The 17,500-nt window shown below is 67.8% G+C and carries 14 protein-coding genes; 4 read left to right on the top strand and 10 right to left on the bottom strand.

Annotated features, from left to right (window positions below):
- Positions 1-126: 126 nt before the first annotated feature.
- The 4 genes from DXV50_RS02770 to DXV50_RS02755 all read right to left on the bottom strand — a co-directional run bounded on the left by DXV50_RS02770 (position 127) and on the right by DXV50_RS02755 (position 4,439).
- Positions 127-1,215 (bottom strand): AAA family ATPase, encoded by a 1,089-nt coding sequence (locus DXV50_RS02770; RefSeq protein ID WP_117204686.1) that lies wholly within the window; start codon positions 1,213-1,215, stop codon positions 127-129.
- 265 nt (positions 1,216-1,480) lie between these two features.
- The gene (locus DXV50_RS02765) at positions 1,481-3,262 is read right to left on the bottom strand and encodes an ABC1 kinase family protein (RefSeq protein ID WP_117204685.1); all 1,782 of its coding nucleotides are present in this window, start codon (positions 3,260-3,262) and stop codon (positions 1,481-1,483) included.
- A 3-nt stretch (positions 3,263-3,265) separates the two neighbouring features.
- A complete protein-coding gene (locus tag DXV50_RS02760) occupies positions 3,266-3,640 on the bottom strand; it encodes a hypothetical protein (RefSeq protein WP_117204684.1) in 375 nt (124 codons plus the stop codon).
- 127 nt (positions 3,641-3,767) lie between these two features.
- Positions 3,768-4,439 (bottom strand): HAD family hydrolase, encoded by a 672-nt coding sequence (locus DXV50_RS02755; protein ID WP_117204683.1) that lies wholly within the window; start codon positions 4,437-4,439, stop codon positions 3,768-3,770.
- A gap of 148 nt (positions 4,440-4,587) precedes the next feature.
- Between DXV50_RS02755 and DXV50_RS02750 the strand changes: the two genes are divergently transcribed.
- The 3 genes from DXV50_RS02750 to DXV50_RS02740 are packed head-to-tail and all read left to right on the top strand — an operon-like array spanning position 4,588 to position 8,904.
- Positions 4,588-5,880 (top strand): DUF1015 domain-containing protein, encoded by a 1,293-nt coding sequence (locus tag DXV50_RS02750; RefSeq protein ID WP_117204682.1) that lies wholly within the window; start codon positions 4,588-4,590, stop codon positions 5,878-5,880.
- Between the two features lies 1 nt (position 5,881).
- Complete coding sequence (locus tag DXV50_RS02745) at positions 5,882-8,182, top strand: tetratricopeptide repeat protein (RefSeq protein WP_117204681.1); 2,301 nt, start codon at positions 5,882-5,884, stop codon at positions 8,180-8,182.
- 14 nt (positions 8,183-8,196) lie between these two features.
- Entirely contained in the window at positions 8,197-8,904 is a 708-nt protein-coding gene (locus tag DXV50_RS02740; protein ID WP_117204680.1) for an HAD family hydrolase, read from the top strand.
- 141 nt (positions 8,905-9,045) lie between these two features.
- Here the strand turns inward: DXV50_RS02740 and lspA are convergent, their stop codons facing one another.
- The 5 genes from lspA to DXV50_RS02715 form a co-directional block, all read right to left on the bottom strand.
- Positions 9,046-9,555, bottom strand: coding sequence for a signal peptidase II (lspA, locus tag DXV50_RS02735; RefSeq protein ID WP_117204679.1), 510 nt, complete (start codon positions 9,553-9,555; stop codon positions 9,046-9,048).
- A 6-nt stretch (positions 9,556-9,561) separates the two neighbouring features.
- Positions 9,562-12,381 carry an isoleucine--tRNA ligase gene (gene ileS / locus DXV50_RS02730; RefSeq protein ID WP_117204678.1) on the bottom strand — a complete coding sequence of 940 codons (2,820 nt, stop codon included), beginning with the start codon at positions 12,379-12,381 and terminating at the stop codon, positions 9,562-9,564.
- Between the two features lie 386 nt (positions 12,382-12,767).
- Positions 12,768-13,064 (bottom strand): hypothetical protein, encoded by a 297-nt coding sequence (locus tag DXV50_RS02725; protein WP_117204677.1) that lies wholly within the window; start codon positions 13,062-13,064, stop codon positions 12,768-12,770.
- Entirely contained in the window at positions 13,061-13,291 is a 231-nt protein-coding gene (locus tag DXV50_RS02720) for a hypothetical protein (protein WP_147556668.1), read from the bottom strand. The genes DXV50_RS02725 and DXV50_RS02720 overlap by 4 nt, the downstream gene beginning before the upstream one ends.
- Positions 13,284-14,564, bottom strand: a complete 1,281-nt coding sequence (locus DXV50_RS02715) for a Y-family DNA polymerase (protein WP_117204675.1) — start codon at positions 14,562-14,564, stop codon at positions 13,284-13,286. The genes DXV50_RS02720 and DXV50_RS02715 overlap by 8 nt, the downstream gene beginning before the upstream one ends.
- A 302-nt stretch (positions 14,565-14,866) precedes the next feature.
- On the opposite strand from DXV50_RS02715, the gene DXV50_RS02710 reads away from it, so the two are divergent.
- Positions 14,867-15,397 (top strand): nucleoside deaminase, encoded by a 531-nt coding sequence (locus tag DXV50_RS02710; RefSeq protein ID WP_117204674.1) that lies wholly within the window; start codon positions 14,867-14,869, stop codon positions 15,395-15,397.
- 139 nt (positions 15,398-15,536) lie between these two features.
- Here DXV50_RS02710 and ftsH read toward each other — a convergent pair whose 3' ends face one another.
- Positions 15,537-17,444, bottom strand: coding sequence for an ATP-dependent zinc metalloprotease FtsH (ftsH, locus tag DXV50_RS02705; RefSeq protein ID WP_198666391.1), 1,908 nt, complete (start codon positions 17,442-17,444; stop codon positions 15,537-15,539).
- Positions 17,445-17,500 lie beyond the last annotated feature (56 nt).

Genomic DNA, 17,500 nt, shown 5'->3' with positions numbered 1-17,500 from the left:
TTTTCGCAGAAGGCAAGTCGAGAGACGCCGGCCCAAGGGCATTGGCGAGGACGACCTTGCCCTTTGCGACACGTATGGGCGCTAGAGGCGTCATAGGTGTCGCAAAGGGTAAGGTCGGGGCTTTCGTCAGAACCGCTCTCTTATCTCTTCCTCGTTCTCCACCAGATACTTCCTCATGAAGGGAATGGCAAAGTCCACATAACCACGGCGAACGGGTTCTATAACCTGCCGCTGGATAAGTTGCCTCCTGACCGAAGAAAGCGACTTCGTAGACCTCCCGAGCCTTGCCGCAAGGTCCTTGGCCGAGGAGGGGCCAGGGTCCCTAGCCATGGCAAGGAGATAATCAACCGCTGTGGAACTGAGGCCGCTGATCGCTGGCTCGTGGACCGCCTCATGAAAGCGACTCATTGCAATGGAGACGCCTTCGGAGACGTCTTGGCTGGTGACGACAGGGTTGTCGTCATGGTGAATGCGGGCTCGTTGCCACACATAGTAGCCGACAAGCTGAATCAGGTAGGGATATCCGCCAGTCGCCTCGGCAAGCTCCGACAGCATGTCCTTTGAGACGTCCATTCCAGTACCTCTGAAACTGTCGCCGAGGGAGAGAGAAACCTCTTGGATATTGATTGCTCCCAGCTCCTCGCTCAGGGCGCGCCTCAGGAATGTCATTGCCTTGCCGTTGATGAGGTCCGCCACGCCCATTGGCAGCCCGGCGAAGACGAAGGCGACGTCCTTCCCCTCCCTGATGAGGTGCTGAACAGCATGGGCCACCGTCTGCATCTGTCCAAGCTCGGCATCCTGCACCTCGTCAACGGTCACCAAGAGGCCGGCAGAGGACTCGCTTGCTTTGCGGATGAGGTCACGCAGACTGGGCTCGTCTTGTACAAGAGAGACCTCCCCCGAGGCAAACGGCAGGTTGAGGCTGACCTTTGCCCCTGAAAGTTCCCGCTGGGGAGCAAGCTCGTGGAAAAGGTCGGATAGAAAGTCTGAGCCCGCAGAGACGTCAACGACCTTCCACCCTGCGTCGCGTGCACGGTCACCCAAATCATTGAGCAGAACCGTCTTGCCAGAGCCTCTTGGGCCACTGATTCGCATCAGACGCCCCGGCGCGCCGCATCCATTGTCGAGACCCTCCTCAAAGGCAAGGACGACGTCATCGCGCCCGATGAGGATAGGCGGCTCCGCTCCCGCAGTTGGCTTGAATGGGTTGCGCATGACGCTCCAATCTGAGGTTGTTGATGTCGACTGGCGATAGATTCTCCATCAATACGTTGGATTTCTATCCTTGTCGCTCTTTTCGTCTGAATTCTAGCGGTTTCTAGCGCTTTCGTTTGAATTCGTCGCGGTTCGTATGAATTCGTGACCATAGTCACTTTCGATTCATGACGAGCTGAAGATTTGCGACATCTATGCGCAATTGCGACGACATAGATGTCGCGGAAGGTAAGGACAACGCGGCACGCCGCGCCCACGGCGCGTGCTACCTGCGGTGCCTCCGGGCGTCGCGGATGATGTCGCGGGCGATCCAGATGCCCAGGAAGAACGCCGCGATGTAGCCCACAAAGCCGATGACCGGGATGCCGAAGATGACCGGCTGGATGCGGGCGTAGTAGACCACCGACGAGCCTATGAACAGGCCCGCCACGATGATGCCCATGGTCAGGCGGTTGGCCGTGCGGGAGAAGTCCTCCAGCGGGTCCTCGGTGCCGGCAAGGTCGAGGTTGACGCGCAGCTGGCCGCGGGTGAGCATGCGCATGGCAACCTGGGCCTCCCCCGCCGCGCCAAGAAGCCCGTGGGTGGCGGCAAGGGTCTCCTTGGCAAGGCGCCGCAGCTCGCGGCTGGCAAGCTCCTCGGGGTCGGTATGGGCGCGCAGGTGCCGCTTGATGATGTCCACCATGGAGGCGCCAGGCATGAGGTTGTCCACCACGCCCTCCAGGGTCACCAGGGCGCGAGCCAGCATGGTCACCGTGCCCGGCAGCTCGATGCCGTTCTTCTGCGCCATGGAGACCAGAGACCCCACGAAGGCGCCGATGTCCAGGTCAGACAGGTTGGCCGTGCCAAAGTCCGCCACAATGGCGTCCAGGTCGGAGAGCAGGTGCGCCTGGTCCACCTCGGCGCTGTCGGATATGGAGAAGCGCATGAGGCCGTCCGCCAGGCGCGCGGAATCCTTCTCGGCAACCGCGACGATCATGTCCGAGAGGGCGCCTCGGTCGCGCGAGGAGAGCCTGCCCATGATGCCCAAGTCCATGTAGACGATCTTGCCGCCGCTGACCACGATGTTGCCGGGGTGGGGGTCCGCGTGGAAGAAGCCGTCGTCTAGCATCTGGGTGGCGAAGTTGTCCACGAGCTTCTCGCCGATCTCAGCGCAGTCGTAGCCGGCCGCGGTGAGGGCGGCAGTGTCGTCTATGGCGATGCCCTCCACGTAGTCCATGACCACCACGTGGCGGGTGCACAGGGCCGGGTGGGGCTTGGGGCACTCCAGGTAGACGCAGCCGGCGTTGTTGCGGCGGAACTCCTCGAGGTTTCTGGCCTCCACGAGGAAGTCCGTCTCCTCGCGGAAGGACTGCCAGAGCTCGTCCACCACGGACTGCAGGTCAAGGAACTGGTTCTGCCCCATGAAGCGACTCATATAGCGCGCCAGCGACCTCATGATGGAGATGTCCTGCGCCATGGTCTCCTGCACGTGGGGGCGCTGGACCTTGATGGCCACGAGCTCGCCCGTGACCAGGCGCGCCTTGTGCACCTGGGCCACCGAGGCAGACCCCAGAGGGTTGTCGTCAATGGCGTCAAAGATGTCCTCGATGGGCCGGTCGTACTCGGCGCGCAGGGCGGCGAGCACGGTGTCGCGGTCCATGGGCTCCACGTCCGTGCGCAGGCGCTCCAGCTCGCGTGTGAAGCTCGGCGGCAGAATCTCGGACCGCATGGAGAGGATCTGGCCCGCCTTGACAAAGGTGGGGCCCAGCTCCTCCAGCATGCGGCGCAGCGTCTTGGGCGTGAGGCCGTGGAAGATGTCGTAGCGCCTCACGATGGCCAGCATCTCTCCAATGCGCCGCAGCTTGGAGCGGCGAGAAGGCCCCTGCGCCCCTGAGCTGCGGCCGCCGAGAAGGCCTATGGTCTGGCCGTCCGCGTCGGCGCCGTCGAGCTCCTCCTGGACGCTCGCGTACCAGGCGTCGAGGAGCTCCTGCGCGGACTGTCCGCGCGGGGGCTCCTCGACGTGCTGGCCCGTGGCCTGCCTGCTGCCGTTGTCCTGCGCCTGGGTCACGTTCTACTCCGCGGCGTCCTCAGCGGACTCGGCCTGGGCGGCGGGCTCCTCCTCGACGCCGTCCTCGACGTCGACAGTCACCTTGGCGGCCTCGATATCGGCCGTCATCTGGGCGACCTTGGCGGCGTAGGCGGCGCGGTCCTCGTCGGAGAGGGCCTCCAGGAAGGTGCGCAGCGCGGTGTCGGTGGTCTCCTGCGCGGCCTCCTTGGCCTTGCGCGAGAGCTCCTGGTTGAGCGACTTGCCCTGCTGGACGGTGAGCTCGCCCTTCTTGACCAGGTCCTCCACGGCTTGCTGAGACTTCTCGGCGGTGATGGCCACGGCGCCGACGGTTGCCAGGAACGCCTTGTTGAGGCCACCCATGATGTCAATTCCAGCCATGCTCTTCTCCCTTCTTGGCGGGCGCGGGGCGCGCCCCTCGTTTGTCTCACTGTACCCCTTGGCGCGGCGGGCAATTCCTGCCAGGCGCCCCCGTCCGGCAGACGGGGCCGCCCCGCGGGGCGGAAGGCTAGCCGAGAAGAACGCGCCGCAGGTCGTCCACGGTGTCGCACAGGGCGCAGCACCCGGCGTCAACGAGCTCCTGCGGCTCGCACGTGTGGCCCATGGTCACGCCCACGCAGGGCAGACCCGCCTCGTGGGCGGCCTCAACGTCAAAGCGGCGGTCCCCCACCATGACGGCCTGGTCGGGCGAGAAGCCCAGGCGGCCCAGGACGTCGCCAATGATCATGGCCTTGGTCTGGCCGTTGTCGCGCTCCTTGCCCAGCGGCAGGTCGAAGAGGTCGCGGACCTCGTTGGTGTCGATGCCGCGGTCCAGCAGGAACTGCCTCTTGGAGGACGCGATGGCCACCTTGCGGCCGGCGGCCCGCAGGTCCCCCAGCAGCTCGCGCATGCCGTCGAAGAGCGGCCAGCCGTCGCGCCCGAGGTTCTGGTAGACGGCGCGGTACTCCTCGGTGATTCGCATGGCCTCCTCGGGGTCCACGCCGTAGACCTCGGTGAACGCGGCCGGGAAGGGCGGCCCCACGATGCGGCGCATGTCCCCCAGCGCCTCGTCGCTCCAGCCGTGCCGGTGCATGACGGAGCGCGCGGTTCGGATGATGCCGGGCATGGAGTCCACGAGCGTTCCGTCGAAGTCAAAGATGACGAGGCCCTTGTTGGCCACGTCCTCGCCGGTGAGGGGCATGAGGAGTCCTTTCTGGTTGGGGTTCGCGCCTATGGTAACACGTGCCGCCCAGGCGCCCCGCGGCCTCGCGGCTCGCCGTCATTGCCCCGCAACATCCGAGTCGTATCATGGAGAGTCACCCTGCGTCACCCTACCAAAGGAGAGTACCGTGCACGCCGAGCCCTTTGCCTGCTACCGCCCCGCGCCGGAGTCCGCCGCGGAGTTTGCCGCCCTGCCCTACGACGTCTTTGACCGCGAGGGGGCGGCCGCCTACGTGAGCGAGCACCCCCGCTCCTTTTTGGCCATAGACCGCCCCGAGACGGGCTTCTCGCCTGACCACGACATGTACGCGGACGACGTCTACGCACACGCGGCCGAGCTCCTGCACGAGCGCGTGGCCGACGGCACCCTGGTGCGCGACGGCCGCCCCTGCTACTACCTCTACCGCCTGGAGCAGGACGGCCGCGAGCAGACGGGCATCGTGGCCGCGTGCTCGCTCGACGACTACAACAACGGCGTCATCCGCCGCCACGAGAGCACCCGCCGCGCCAAGGAGGCGGACCGCGTCCGCCACATCCGCGCGACAGGCTGCCAGACGGGTCCGATCTTCCTCGCCTACCGCGACAACCCGGCGCTGGAGGCGCTGGTGGAGGCCGCAAAGGGCGCGGAGCCCCTCTATGACTTCACAGACGGCGAGGGCGTCCGCCAGACCGTCTGGCGCGTGGCCCGCCCGGCCGCCGTCGAGGCCTTCCAGATGATGCTGGCCTACATCCCGCGCGCCTACATCGCCGACGGCCACCACCGCGCCGCCTCGGCCGCCCGCGTCTGCCAGGAGATGCGCACCGAGGAGGGACGCGAGCACACCGGCCGCGAGGCCTACAACTACCTGCTGTGCGTTCTCTTTCCGGCAAGCCAGCTCACCGTGCTGCCCTACGAGCGCGTGGTGGCGGACGCCGCCGGCATGGGCGAGGACGAGCTCGTGGCGGCCGTGGCGGCGACGGGCTTTGAGGTGGGGCCTAGGCGGGAGGAACCCGTGGAGCCAGGCGAGCGCGGGACCTTTGGCATGTACGCCTTCGGTGCCTGGCGCGAGCTGCGCTTCGTTGACGGGGAGGCCGTCGCGGCGGACCCTGTGGCGCGCCTGGACGCCTCCGTCCTGCAGGACCGCGTGCTGGGACCAGTGCTGGGCATCGGCGACCCGCGCGAAGACCCGCGCGTGAGCTTTGTCGGCGGGGCGGCCGGGCTGGGCGAGCTCGAGCGCCGCGCCGGAAAGACGGGCGTGGCCTTCAGCCTCCACGCCACCTCGGTGGACGAGCTCATGGCCGTGGCCGATGCCGGTCTGCTGATGCCGCCCAAGTCAACCTGGTTTGAGCCCAAGCTTAGAAGCGGCCTGTTCATCCGCCGCATCGCCAACAAGAACACCGTCATCGACGGCGTGGGCAGGCCCGCGCCCAGGGAGGACTAGCGTGGGTGCCGCCAAGGGGCCGCTTTCCGGCCTGGGCAGGCTCGTCTCGGCGCTTGCCGGAAGGGGCAGGGCCGCGGCCGAGAAGGGCACGGAGGCTGAGGACGCGCAGGTGGCGCCGGCCGCCGCTTCGCGCGAGGCCGGCGAGAAGGGCGCGGCGGGAGCCTCTGCCACGGCCGAAGCCGAGACCGAGGCCGCTCCGAGCGAGAGCGCGCTGGACATGGCCGCCCTGGTCAGGGAGCTGCTCGGCAGCAGGGAGCCACTGGGCCGGCTGCGCGGCTTCGTCACGGACGTCGAGGGGCGGGCCGCCGGGGACGCCTCACGGCAGGACGCGCTTCTCCCCTGCGGGCGGGAACGCCACCTGGCGCGGCGCCTGCGCGAGGCGGGGCTCTTTGACGACGACGTGGAGCTGCCCGGCTTGAGGGTCATCCAGCCGCGCATGACGGGACTGGTTTACCTGCGCGTGACCGACCGCGAGCTCCCCTACCTGGCTAAGCTGCGCGTCATGGCGCTCGAGGCCGCCCTCAACGAGGCCCTGCTCAGCCAGGCCATGCCCGACGCAAACCCTGCCGCCGGCGAGAGGGACCTCGTCCGAGACGAGCGCCTGCTGCGTCGCTCCATCGCCGAGCAGGCCCGGACCCTGGGGCCGGCCACCGAGCCCGACGACGGCTGCGGCGAGTGGGGGTGCCGTCGCGCGCTGGCCTACGGTATCGAGGCCTTCCAGCTGCCCTTCCGCCTGAAGGCCGACTTCCGTGTCAACGCGGCCGCCGGGGCCGCGGCCTTTGAGCTGGCGCTGGTGCCGCCCCGCGTCATGCCGGGCGAGGCCTGGGTGGACGAGCTGGGCGTCGTTGCCGCCACGGGCCAGATGCGCCGCCAGATGGCGTCCGACTACAACCTCAGGCTGGGTCTTCTGGTGGCCGCCTGGGCCTTCGAGGGGGCGCCCGCGCTTAACGAGGTCTGGGTTGCGGGCACGCTTGACACCGCCACCTCTCACGAGTGCCTCTACTGGGGCCGCCTCACCCGCTCTGACCTGGAGGGCATTGACCTTGGGCCGGGTCTTGACCCCGCGGAGGCGCTCCGTGCGGCAGGCGTCACCATGGAGCTCGACGACGGGGCGCTGCTGCCCGTGCGACAGGGCTTCTCGCTTGAGGACGAGCTCTTCTGCCCGCCCGCGCGCTACGACGCGCCCGAGACCTCCGACCGCGAGCTGCCCGCAGAGGCGGCCCGGGCGCTCGGGGCCTCCTGCGTGGCGGACCTGGGCATAGACGAGGCCTGCTGGCGCACCAGGGCCGCAGACGAGCTCACCCGCGGCATCACGGACTCCACCGAGGGCAACGTGCGCCTCCTGATGTCCCTCATGACGGACGGGGCGGACCCGGCCATGGACGCCGCCTGCCGCCGCGTGATGGAGGGCCTCATCGAGGGGACCCTGCCCGACGACGACCCGCTTGTCGTGGCCGAGGAGCTTGCGCACGGAGACGCGCTCTCTCGCGCCGTCGAGCTGGGCACCAGCCGCATGATGGCAAAGGACGTGGCCGGCGCGGGCCGCGCGGTCCTTGACGCGCTGGCGCCCGTCGAGGACGCCGGCACCTACGCGGACGGAGACGATGTGGCCTGGCGCGCCTTTGGCAGCTACGTCGACCGCGTGCTCTACAACCGCCTGACGGCGGGCGCCGGCACGAGGACCCGCCTTGCCCCCGCCGCCCTCTACCAGGCGCGGCTCATTGCCTCGCAGACCGAGCTCATCCAGGGCAACGCCGAGAGCGCCCGCGGCCTTGCCGCAGGCGCGGCTCACCTGGCTCCCCTCTCCGCCGAGGCGGCGCTGCAGCTCTCCAACTGCCTCTCCGCCCTGGGTGACAACGACGGCGCCACTGCGACCGTCCGCCGCATGCTTGCCTACGCGCACGACCCTGAGGCCATCGGCATGGGCTACATCCGCATGGCGCAGCTGCAGTGGGAGCGGGACCGCCCGCGCGTGGCCCGCGCGTGCCTGCAGCGCGCCCGCGAGTACGTGCCGGGGCCGCTCTGGGCGGCCGGCATGCAGGTCATGGCAATCATGGGCCACGCCCTTGACCCCGAGGGCGAGCCCACCGCCGAGGAGGCGCGGGCGACGCTGCTGGAGGCGGACGTTCCCCTGGCGCCCACGGACCGCGTGAGCGAGGTCTTCTTCGAGGGCCTGCGCGCAAGCCTTGACCAGGAGATCTTCCCCGTGGCCGGGGACTTCATGTCCAACCTGGGCACCATGTCTCGCGACGACGTCTACTTTGGCATCCTGCGCTCCCTCGAGGACGCGCCCGACCGCTAGGAGCCTCTGAGGCCATGGGTTTCTCGACTGATACAGGGTTTGATGCACAGAGGAACGGTGCGGAGGCGCTCTGGCCACCGGCGTTTGGCGCCGCGATCTTTGACTTTGACGGCACGCTGGCCGCGACCGAGGGCCTCTGGGAGGAGGTCGACCGCATCTTCTTTGGCCAGCGCGGCATTGAGTACGACGCCCTGGCGCACCAGACGCTGGCGACCCTCGGCTTTGCGGCCGGCGCCGAGTGGGTTCGCCAGACATACGGGCTGGACGAGCCGACGGCCGACATCTGCGACGAGTGGAACCGCCTGGGGCATGCCCTCTACGAGACACGCGTGGAGCTCAGACCCGGTGCGCGGGAGTACCTGGCCGCGCTGAGGCGGGCCGGCGTCCCGATTGCGCTGGCCACGACCAACGACCCGTACGTGCTCTCCGCAATGGCGCCGCGCGTTGACGTGGCCGAGCTCTTTGATGCCGTGGTCTGCGGCAAGGAGGTTGCCCACGCCACCAAGGACCACCCGGACGTCTACCTGGAGGCGGCCCGGCGACTGGGCGTTGACCCCGCTGCCTGCTTGGTCTTTGAGGACATCCTCCCCGGCGTGAGGAGCGCCCGCGGGTGCGGCATGATGGCCTGCGCCGTCCGCTGCGCCGACCCCCGCCAGCCCCGCGAGGCCCTCCGCCACGAGGCCGACCTCTGGCTGGACTCCTGGACCGACATCGCGTTCTAGCGCCACGTCCTTCTCGCCGCCCGCTCCGCGAGCCTTTCCCACGCGCCTCGCCGTTTGCATGTGAAAGCGGACGCCCACGATGGCGTGAGCGTCCGAAAATGCCGGCAAACCGCGGCGAGAGGTACGTTGGGCTGGCGGGTGCTAGTCGGAAGAGGCGTCGCCCTCTCGCTTGGCGTCCCAGCGGCACCAGAGGACGAAGGCCAGGATGACGCCGCAGGTGATGAAGACATCGGCCACGTTGAAGACGGCGAAGTCCATGAACGTGGTGGCAAAGAAGTCGGTCACCCGGCCGGCCACCACGCGGTCGATGGCGTTGCCGACGCCCCCGCCGCAGACACAGCCCAGCGTGGCCAGAAGCGCGGGCGGCATCTCCCTCTCGCGCCAGGCGAGCACGCAGCAGCCCACGCAGATGACGGCGCAGATGAGGACGAAGAGCGCACCCCTGCCCTCCCCCATGGAGAATGCCGCGCCGGTGTTGTAGACGAGCGACAGGTCCATGACGTGAGGGATGAGCGTCACGGGCTTGCCCGGCACGAGCGCGGCGCGCACCCATGCCTTGCTCAGCTGGTCGAGCACGACGACCGCGGCCGCGGCCCCGCCCAGAAGGGCAAGGCGCGCGGCCGCGGATTCGCGCAGCCTCTTGGCGGCCAAGCCGACCTACTCCGCGCTGGCGTCGGCCACGGCGTCGTGGCAGCGGCAGCAGAGACCGTCGGCACCCAGCGTGCGGTAGTTCCAGCAGCGCGGGCACTTCTGGCCGTCGGCGGGGGCGACGGAGCAGGAGAGCTCCTCGCCCTCGGAGACGCTGACCTCGGAGCACACGAAGACCTCGGACAGGTCCACGGCGCTCTCGCCGGCGAGAAGCGCGTAGGCCTCGTGCGGCAGGACCAGGGCGGCCTTGGCGCCCTGGGAGGTCTTCTCGGTCACGGCGCCAGCGACCTTGGCCTCCTCGAAGGCCTTGGTGAAGGCGTCGCGGGCGACGCTGAGCTCGGCGTAGGCGGCGAGCTCGTCCTTGCACTCCTCGGGCGTCCAGGGAGCCTGGTACCAGTCCAGCAGGGCGGCGTACTTCTGGCCGTCGCGCATGGACTCGGGCAGGAAGGCCATGACCTCGTCGCAGGTGAAGCACAGGATGGGCTGCAGGTCGTGCACGAGCATGGAGAGGATCTGGGCCCAGACGGTGAGGGCGCTCCTGCGGTCGATACCGTCCTTCTGGCCGCAGTAGACGCGGTCCTTGGTGGCGTTGAGGTAGCCGTTGGAGAGCTCGGTCACGTAGTCGTAGAGGTTGCGGTAGACAACGTTGAAGCGGTAGCCGCGGTAGGCCTCGGTCACCACGGAGTGGACCTCGCACATGCGGGCCAGGGTCAGACGGTCGTAGGGCAGAAGCTCGTCTACGGCCACGGCGTCGGTCGCCGGGTCAAACTGACCCTCGATCTCTCCCAGCAGGAAGCGCAGGGTGTTGCGGATCTTGCGGTAGGCCTCGCCCACGTGGCCGAGGATGGCGTCGTCGCAGGGGACGTCGGTGGAGGTGTCCACCGAGGAGACCCACAGGCGCATGACGTCGGCGCCGCGGGAGTCGCACTCGGCGTTGGGGTCGATGACGTTGCCCAGGGACTTGGACATCTTGCGGCCCTGACCGTCCAGGGTGAAGCCCTGGGAGACCACGGAGCGGTACGGCGCCACGCCGTAGGCGGCCACGGACGTCATGAGTGAGCTCATGAACCAGCCGCGGTGCTGGTCGGAGCCCTCGAGGTACATGTCGGCCGGGAACTTGAGGTAGCCGCGGTGCTTGCAGACGGCGGTGTGGGAGACGCCGGAGTCCCACCAGACGTCCAGGATGTCCTTGTTTGCCTTGAGGTTGTGGCCGCCGCACTTGGGGCAGGTGCAGGCGTCGCCCAGGTAGCTGGACGGCTCGTCGGTGAACCAGGCGTCGGAGCCCTTCTCGCGGAAGAGCTTGATAACGGCGTCAAGGGTGTCGTCGTTCATCACCGTCTCGCCGCAGTCCTGACAGGTGTAGGCCGGGATGGGCACGCCCCAGTTGCGCTGGCGGGAGATGCACCAGTCCGGACGGCCCTCGACCATGGAGCCGATGCGCTTGACCGCGTGCGCCGGGTAGAAGTCGACGCGGGAGAGCTCGTCGGTGGCCTTCTGGCGAAGGCTCTGGCCGTCGGCGAGCGGCTTGTCCATGGAGACGAACCACTGGCTGGTGGCGCGGAAGATGACGGGCTCCTTGCAGCGCCAGCAGTGCGGGTAGCTGTGGTTGATGTCCACGTGGGCCACCAGCGTGCCCTTCTCGCGGAGCCACTCGATGATCTTGGGGTTGGCCTCGTTGACGTCCATGCCGGACCAGGGGCCGCCGGTGCCGATGGTGTCGCCCACGTAGAAGCGGCCGTCGTCGTCGACGGGCATGACGAGCTCCAGGCCCCACTTGCAGCCGGCGTTGTAGTCGTCCACGCCGTGGCCGGGGGCGGTGTGCACGATGCCCGTGCCGTCGTCCAGGCTCACGTAGTCGGCGGTGATGAAGCGGCCCTGGAACTCGGGGAAGATGGGCTGCTCGTAGGTGTTCTCGGCAAGCTCGGCGCCCGTGGCGTGCCAGGGCTGGCCGTCGGCGCCCAGGGCCACCTCGCAGTCCCAGCCGGCGATCTCGCAGACGCGCTCCTTCAGGGCGTCGGCCATGATCTCGGCGCGGCCGTCGTGGACCACGGCGACGTAGTCAAAGTCCGGGCCCAGGATGACGCCGGTGTCGGCCGGCATGGTCCAGGGCGTGGTGGTCCAGATGACCACGTCGGTCTTGCCGGCGTAGTTCTCCAGGCCCGCAGGAGTGCTGGTCAGGACGAAGCGCACGTAGATGGAGGGGCTGACCTCGTCGCCGTACTCGATCTCCGCCTCGGCCAGGGCCGTGTGGCAGTGGGTGCACCAGTGCACCGGCTTGCGGCCGCGGTAGATGGCGCCATTGTCGAAGATGGCCTTGAAGATCTCAACGTCGGTGGCGTCGTAGTCGTTGACGTAGGTCAGGTAGGGGTTGTCCCACTCGGCCAGGACGCCCAGGCGCTTGAAGCCCTGGCGCTGGGTGTCGACCTGTTCGACGGCCATCTTGCGGCAGAGCTCGCGAATCTTCTCGGTGGGGAGCTGGTTGAACTTCTCGGTGCCGAGCATCTGCTCGACCTTGTGCTCGATGGGCTGGCCGTGGCAGTCCCAGCCGGGCACGTAGGGCGTCTGGTAGCCCTGCATGGCCCAGAAGCGGTTGATGATGTCCTTGGAGATCTTGTTCTGCGCGTGGCCGAGGTGGATGGGGCCGTTGGCGTACGGGGGGCCGTCGTGCAGGACGAACTTGTCGTGGCCCTCGTTCTTCTTGAGGAGCTGGGCGTAGACGTCGTTGTCGTACCACTCCTTGAGCCTCTTGGGCTCGTTCTGAGCCAGGCTCGCGCGCATCGGGAAGCCCGTCTGCGGCAGGTTAGTGGTCTTCTTGTACTCGTTTGCCACCTCTGTGACCCCTTTCTGGGCACCAAAAAAGCGCCCGTCCCGTCGTGCTGGGACGAAGCGCTCACGTCACACTTCGCTTGTTACCACCCAGCGAGCGGAATTACCGCGTAACTCGGCTGGCCTGTGACGGCGGCCACTCCGGCGACGCCTACTTGCAGGGCGCGTGCGCCTTGCTTTGGGGCCGCGGCTCGGGGGTGATCTTCTCCGGGACGCGGACGCGAGATCCCACCAGCCTCGCTCTCTTCTGACCGCGCGATCCCGGGTACTCTCCCCTTCATCGCCTATGGTCAAAGATGGTACCACGTTCTTCTCGCAGATTGGGGACGTGTTCGTTTTTGCGCAAACTAGGGACAGGTTGCGCGACGCGCGTCCCCGATGGCACGCCGTCACGACCGCGAGGTGAACCACCTCCCGCGCTCCCACCAGATGGTGCGGCGGACCTCCCGGCGACCCGAGCGCTTGAAGGCCACCTCGTACTGCTCCACCACGTTGCCCATCTCCCAGCGGCCCAGCGTGCGGATGTGGGTGGTGGAGGCCGCCGGAAAGCGCCTTCCGTCCGGCCAGAGCACCTCGTCCACCCGCACGCGGCCGTCCTCCGCGCACTCGGAGACCACGCGCAGGTAGGTGCGCCCGGCCTCCAGCGGTATGCCGTTGGTGCCCGCCAGCGAGTGCCGTCCGCTCATGCGCCCCTCACCTCCTCCTCGAGCACCTCGTCGGCGGGCCAGGGCGCCGGGTCCTGGCAGGCGGCCCTTGCCTCCGCGGCCCGCAGCAGCTCCTCAAGCCCCGTGAGCGCCGAGAAGGGCATGAACTGGGCAGCCCTCTGCGCGCGCGGCCGCGGCGGGTGCGGGCCCGCCCCCGCCGGCGGCGCGGGGCGCCCGTCCCCCCGTCCATGCGACGGCATGCTACCCAAGGTGACCTCCAACCTGCTCGTTTCTTGCCCTTCCCGTAGAGCCGGGCCTGAAGCTCGTGCCCCTCACCAGGGCGTTCTTGCCAAAGCGCCCCTTGACCGCGATTGTCGCCCGCGTAAGCTCGTGCTCGCGGGCCAAAGCCGCCCCGTCGTCAAAGAGGGAGGGCTGGGAGACCCCCGCCGGCACCAGCCCCGTGAGCGCCACGCCAAGGCGCCTCACGTTGCGCGTCGGGTCTGCCACCTCGTCCCACAGGGCAAGGAGCAGCTGGCAAAGCTCCGTGCGCGAGTCCGTGGGGGCGCCCAGCCTGCGAGAGGCGCTGGCCCCCGCCGGCCCCTCCTCGGCGCAGGAGTACCCCACCCAGAGCGCGACCCCCGTGCAGGCGACGTCCTTCTGCACGAGGTCCAGGCACGAAGCGTCCGCCATCTCCCTCAGCACAATGCGCGCCTGCTCAGAGGGGTAGTCCTGCATGAGGACCTGCCCATTGCTTATGGAGTGGGTCTGTGGTCGGAACGCGTGGATGTCCGCCATGGTGCAGGGCTCGCGCCCCCAGGCGTGGTCTATGAGGTACTCCGCGTTGACGCCAAAGGCCCCGTAGAGAAGCTCCTCGTTGACGCGAGTGACGCCGGCCAGGTCAAGGGCCCCGTAGCGCTCCAGCCTGCGGGCCGTGCCCGGCCCTATGCCCCAGATGTCCGTGAGGGGGCGATGGTGCCAGACGCGGCGCCTGAAGGTCTCCTCGTCAAGCCAGCCGATGCCGTCTGGCTCGTGCTTGGCCAGCACGTCCAGCGCCACCTTGGCCAGGAAGAGGTTGGTGCCCACCCCCGCCGTGGCGCAGATGTGCCGCTCCCGCCTGATGATGGCCATGAGCTTTTTTGCCATGGAGACGGGCGTCTCTCCGTAGAGCCTGAGGTAGCCGGTGACGTCTATGAAGCACTCGTCCACCGAGTAGACGTGGATGTCCTCGGGCGAGAAGTACCTGAGGTAGATGCCGTATATCTCTGCGGACTCCTCCATGTACCTGCGCATGTGGGGGCGGCACTCTATGAAGTCGACCGACTTTGGTATCTCGAACACGCGGCAGCGGTTGCGGACGCCCAGGGCCTTCATGGCCGGCGTGATGGCAAGGCAGATGGTGCCCTTGCCGCGGCAGGAATCGGCCACCACCAGGTTGGTCCTAAACGGGTCAAGGCCCCTGTCCGCGCACTCCACCGAGGCGTAGAAGCACTTGAGGTCAATGCAGAGGTAGACGCTCCCCGTATCCGCCGGTCCCGTTGACATGGCACCCCCAATGCAAACGCGTGTTCTTGTCGTCTGACATCATGGTACCCCAACCGGACTCAAATACTAGAACAAATGTGCGTATTTCTTGGCACACACGTCACCCAGCTGTGATATGGTTGGCGACACACATTGCGAATAGAGACACCGTCCGGACCGCATCTGCGGCTGCGCGCGCGAGGTGACGCGCAGGGACGGCGTTGGGCACACGGAGAAGGCAAGCATCCCCTTGCCACGCTCCGCGTGCCCTTTCTCTTCTCGCCCCGTCGGCCCCTGGGGCCACAAGAAAGAGAGGAAGAGCCATGTCCGACGAGAAGAAGAGCAGCTGGGACGAGCCGCGCCGCGCCAAGTTCACCCACGAGGAGGACGTCGCGTTCCTGCGCCGCGCCATCGAGGTGTCCCGCCTCAGCCGCGAGCACGGCAACACCCCCTTTGGCGCCATCCTGGTGAACGAGGACAAAGAGATCGTGCTGGAGCAGGAGAACCGCGAGATCTCAGAGCACATCTGCACCGGCCACGCCGAGACCTCCCTCATGGAGGCCGCCAGCAGGAAGTTTGACCACGACTACCTCTGGCAGTGCACGCTCTACACCACCGGCGAGCCGTGCGCCATGTGCTCGGGCGCCATCTACTGGGGCAACGTCGGCCGCGTGGTGTACGCCATGACCGAGCGCGACATCCTCGGCCAGACCGGCGACAACGAGCAGAACCCCACGCTGGACACCCCCTGCCGCCAGATCTTTGGCTCCAGCCAGAAGGACATCGAGGTCGTCGGCCCCTTCCCCGAGCTCGTCGAGGAGGCCTGCGAGGTCCACAAGGGCTACTGGGACTAGCCTCGAGACGGCAGCGGCAGCCGCGGCAGCGCCCACGGGCAAGGGGCGCCGCAACCTATCCAGCACAAGGACGCCCCGACGAGAAGCGCTTCTCGCCGGGGCGTCCTGTTGCGTTCGGAATGGATGCGGGCCGTGGCCGCTACTGCTGAGGCTTGGGCATCTGGGGCGCGAAGCCGTCGTCGCGCGTGAGGATGTTCATGAACTCGTCGCCCGTGATGGTCTCCTTCTTCTGGAGGTAGTGGGCGATCTCGTGCAGCTTGAAGCGGTTGGCGCGCAGGGTGTCCAGGGCCTGCTGGTGGCCCTCCTCCACCAGGCGCCTGACCTCGGCGTCCACCTCCTGCGCGGTGCCCTCGGAGCAGGTGAGCTCGGAGCCGCCGCCCAGGTAGCGGTTGCGCTGCTGGCCTAGGGCCACCATGCCGAACTTGTCTGACATGCCGTACTGGGTCACCATGGCGCGCGCGATGCCGGTGGCCTTCTCGATGTCGTTGGAGGCGCCGGTGGTCTTCTCGTCCTCGCCGAAGATGAGCTCCTCGGCCGCGCGGCCGCCGCAGAGCACGGCGATCTTGTTCTTGGCCTCGGTGCGGGTGGTCAGGAAGTGCTCGTCCTCCTCAACCTGCATGGTGAAGCCCAGGGCGCCCGAGGTGCGCGGCACGATGGTGATCTTGGAGACGGGCGCGGAGCCCTTCTGCATGGCCGCCACGATGGCGTGGCCGGTTTCGTGGTAGGCCACGATCTCCTTCTCGTGCTCGGAGAGCACGGTGGACTTCTTCTTCTCGCCGGCGATGACCACGTCGACGGACTCGGCGAGGTCCTCCTGGGTCACGCGGTTGCGGCCGAAGCGCACGGCGCGCAGGGCGGCCTCGTTGATGATGTTGGCGAGGTCGGCTCCCGAGGCGCCCGGCGTGGACTTGGCGATGCCGGACAGGTCGATGGAGCCCTCCATCTTGACGTCGTTGGCGTGGATCTTGAGGATGGCCTCGCGGCCGGCGAGGTCGGGCAGCTCGACGGGGATGCGGCGGTCAAAGCGGCCGGGGCGCAGCAGGGCCGGGTCGAGGGACTCGGGGCGGTTGGTGGCGGCCAGGACGACGATGCCCTTGTGGTTGTCGAAGCCGTCCATCTCGGAGAGCAGCTGGTTCAGGGTCTGCTCGCGCTCGTCGTTGGAGTTGAGGGAGCTGTCGCGCCTCTTGCCCACGGCGTCGATCTCGTCGATGAAGACGATGCAGGGGGCCTTCTCGTTTGCCTGCTTGAAGAGGTCGCGCACCTTGGCGGCGCCGCGGCCGACGAACATCTCGACGAACTCGGAGCCGGCGATCTGGAAGAACGGCACGCCGGCCTCGCCCGCCACGGCCTTGGCCATGAGGGTCTTGCCGGTTCCCGGAGGGCCGACGAGAAGAGCGCCGCGCGGGCAGCGTGCGCCGATCTCGTTGTACTTGTCGGGCTTCTTGAGGAACGAGACGATCTCCTGCAGGGACTCCTTGGCCTCGTCCTGGCCGGCGACGTCCTTGAACGTGACGCCGGTCTCCTCGCCCTTGACCTCCTTGACGTTGGACTTGCCCAGGCCGCCGCCCATGCCGAAGCCGCCTCCGCCGAAGTTCATGGAGGGGCCGTCATCGCCCATGGCCTTCTTCATGCGGCGGTTGAACCACCAGCCGATGAGAAGGAAGATCACGATGGGCAGGCCGTAGGAGAGCAGCAGGTAGAACCACATGTCACCGGAGGTGTCGGCGATCTTGCCCACCATCTGGACGCCATGGTCCTCGAGCTTTTCGTTGAGGCCGTCGCCCGAGCCGAAGATGACGGTGCTGTACTTCTGCTGCGAGTCGCCCGAGCCGGTGGTGAAGTAGAGCTGGGCGTCTCCCTGGGTCTTCTGGACCTGGGTGACCTCGTTCTTGTCGACCATGGTGAGGAAGTCGGAGTAGCTGACCTCCTTGGTCTGGGAGTTGGTGAGAGCCGGGTACATGGTCTGGCTCACGGCGAGGTAGACGACGACTGCAATGAGGATGTAGAGCAGCATCGACCTTCTTCGCTTGTTCTCGTTCATGTCCATCGTGCGGGGACCTTTCGTCCGTGGTTGAGCGGCCAGCGTGCTGGCCCATGGGTTAT

Origin of the sequence: Paratractidigestivibacter faecalis, assembly GCF_003416765.1 — a bacterium.
Taxonomy (GTDB): Bacteria; Actinomycetota; Coriobacteriia; order Coriobacteriales; family Atopobiaceae; genus Paratractidigestivibacter; species Paratractidigestivibacter faecalis.
Note: the sequence above shows the minus strand (reverse complement) of the source record. Positions and strands in the feature narration are given on the sequence as shown.

What these genes read in the sequence shown, in the direction of transcription:
- DXV50_RS02715 (WP_117204675.1), bottom strand. Translation starts at nt 14,564, where the DNA reads ATGTCAACGGGACCGGCGGATACGGGGAGCGTCTACCTCTGCATTGAC.
- DXV50_RS02740 (WP_117204680.1), top strand. Translation starts at nt 8,197, where the DNA reads ATGGGTTTCTCGACTGATACAGGGTTTGATGCACAGAGGAACGGTGCG.
- DXV50_RS02770 (WP_117204686.1), bottom strand. Translation starts at nt 1,215, where the DNA reads ATGCGCAACCCATTCAAGCCAACTGCGGGAGCGGAGCCGCCTATCCTC.
- DXV50_RS02710 (WP_117204674.1), top strand. Translation starts at nt 14,867, where the DNA reads ATGTCCGACGAGAAGAAGAGCAGCTGGGACGAGCCGCGCCGCGCCAAG.
- DXV50_RS02760 (WP_117204684.1), bottom strand. Translation starts at nt 3,640, where the DNA reads ATGGCTGGAATTGACATCATGGGTGGCCTCAACAAGGCGTTCCTGGCA.
- DXV50_RS02755 (WP_117204683.1), bottom strand. Translation starts at nt 4,439, where the DNA reads ATGCCCCTCACCGGCGAGGACGTGGCCAACAAGGGCCTCGTCATCTTT.
- DXV50_RS02725 (WP_117204677.1), bottom strand. Translation starts at nt 13,064, where the DNA reads ATGAGCGGACGGCACTCGCTGGCGGGCACCAACGGCATACCGCTGGAG.
- ftsH (WP_198666391.1), bottom strand. Translation starts at nt 17,444, where the DNA reads ATGGACATGAACGAGAACAAGCGAAGAAGGTCGATGCTGCTCTACATC.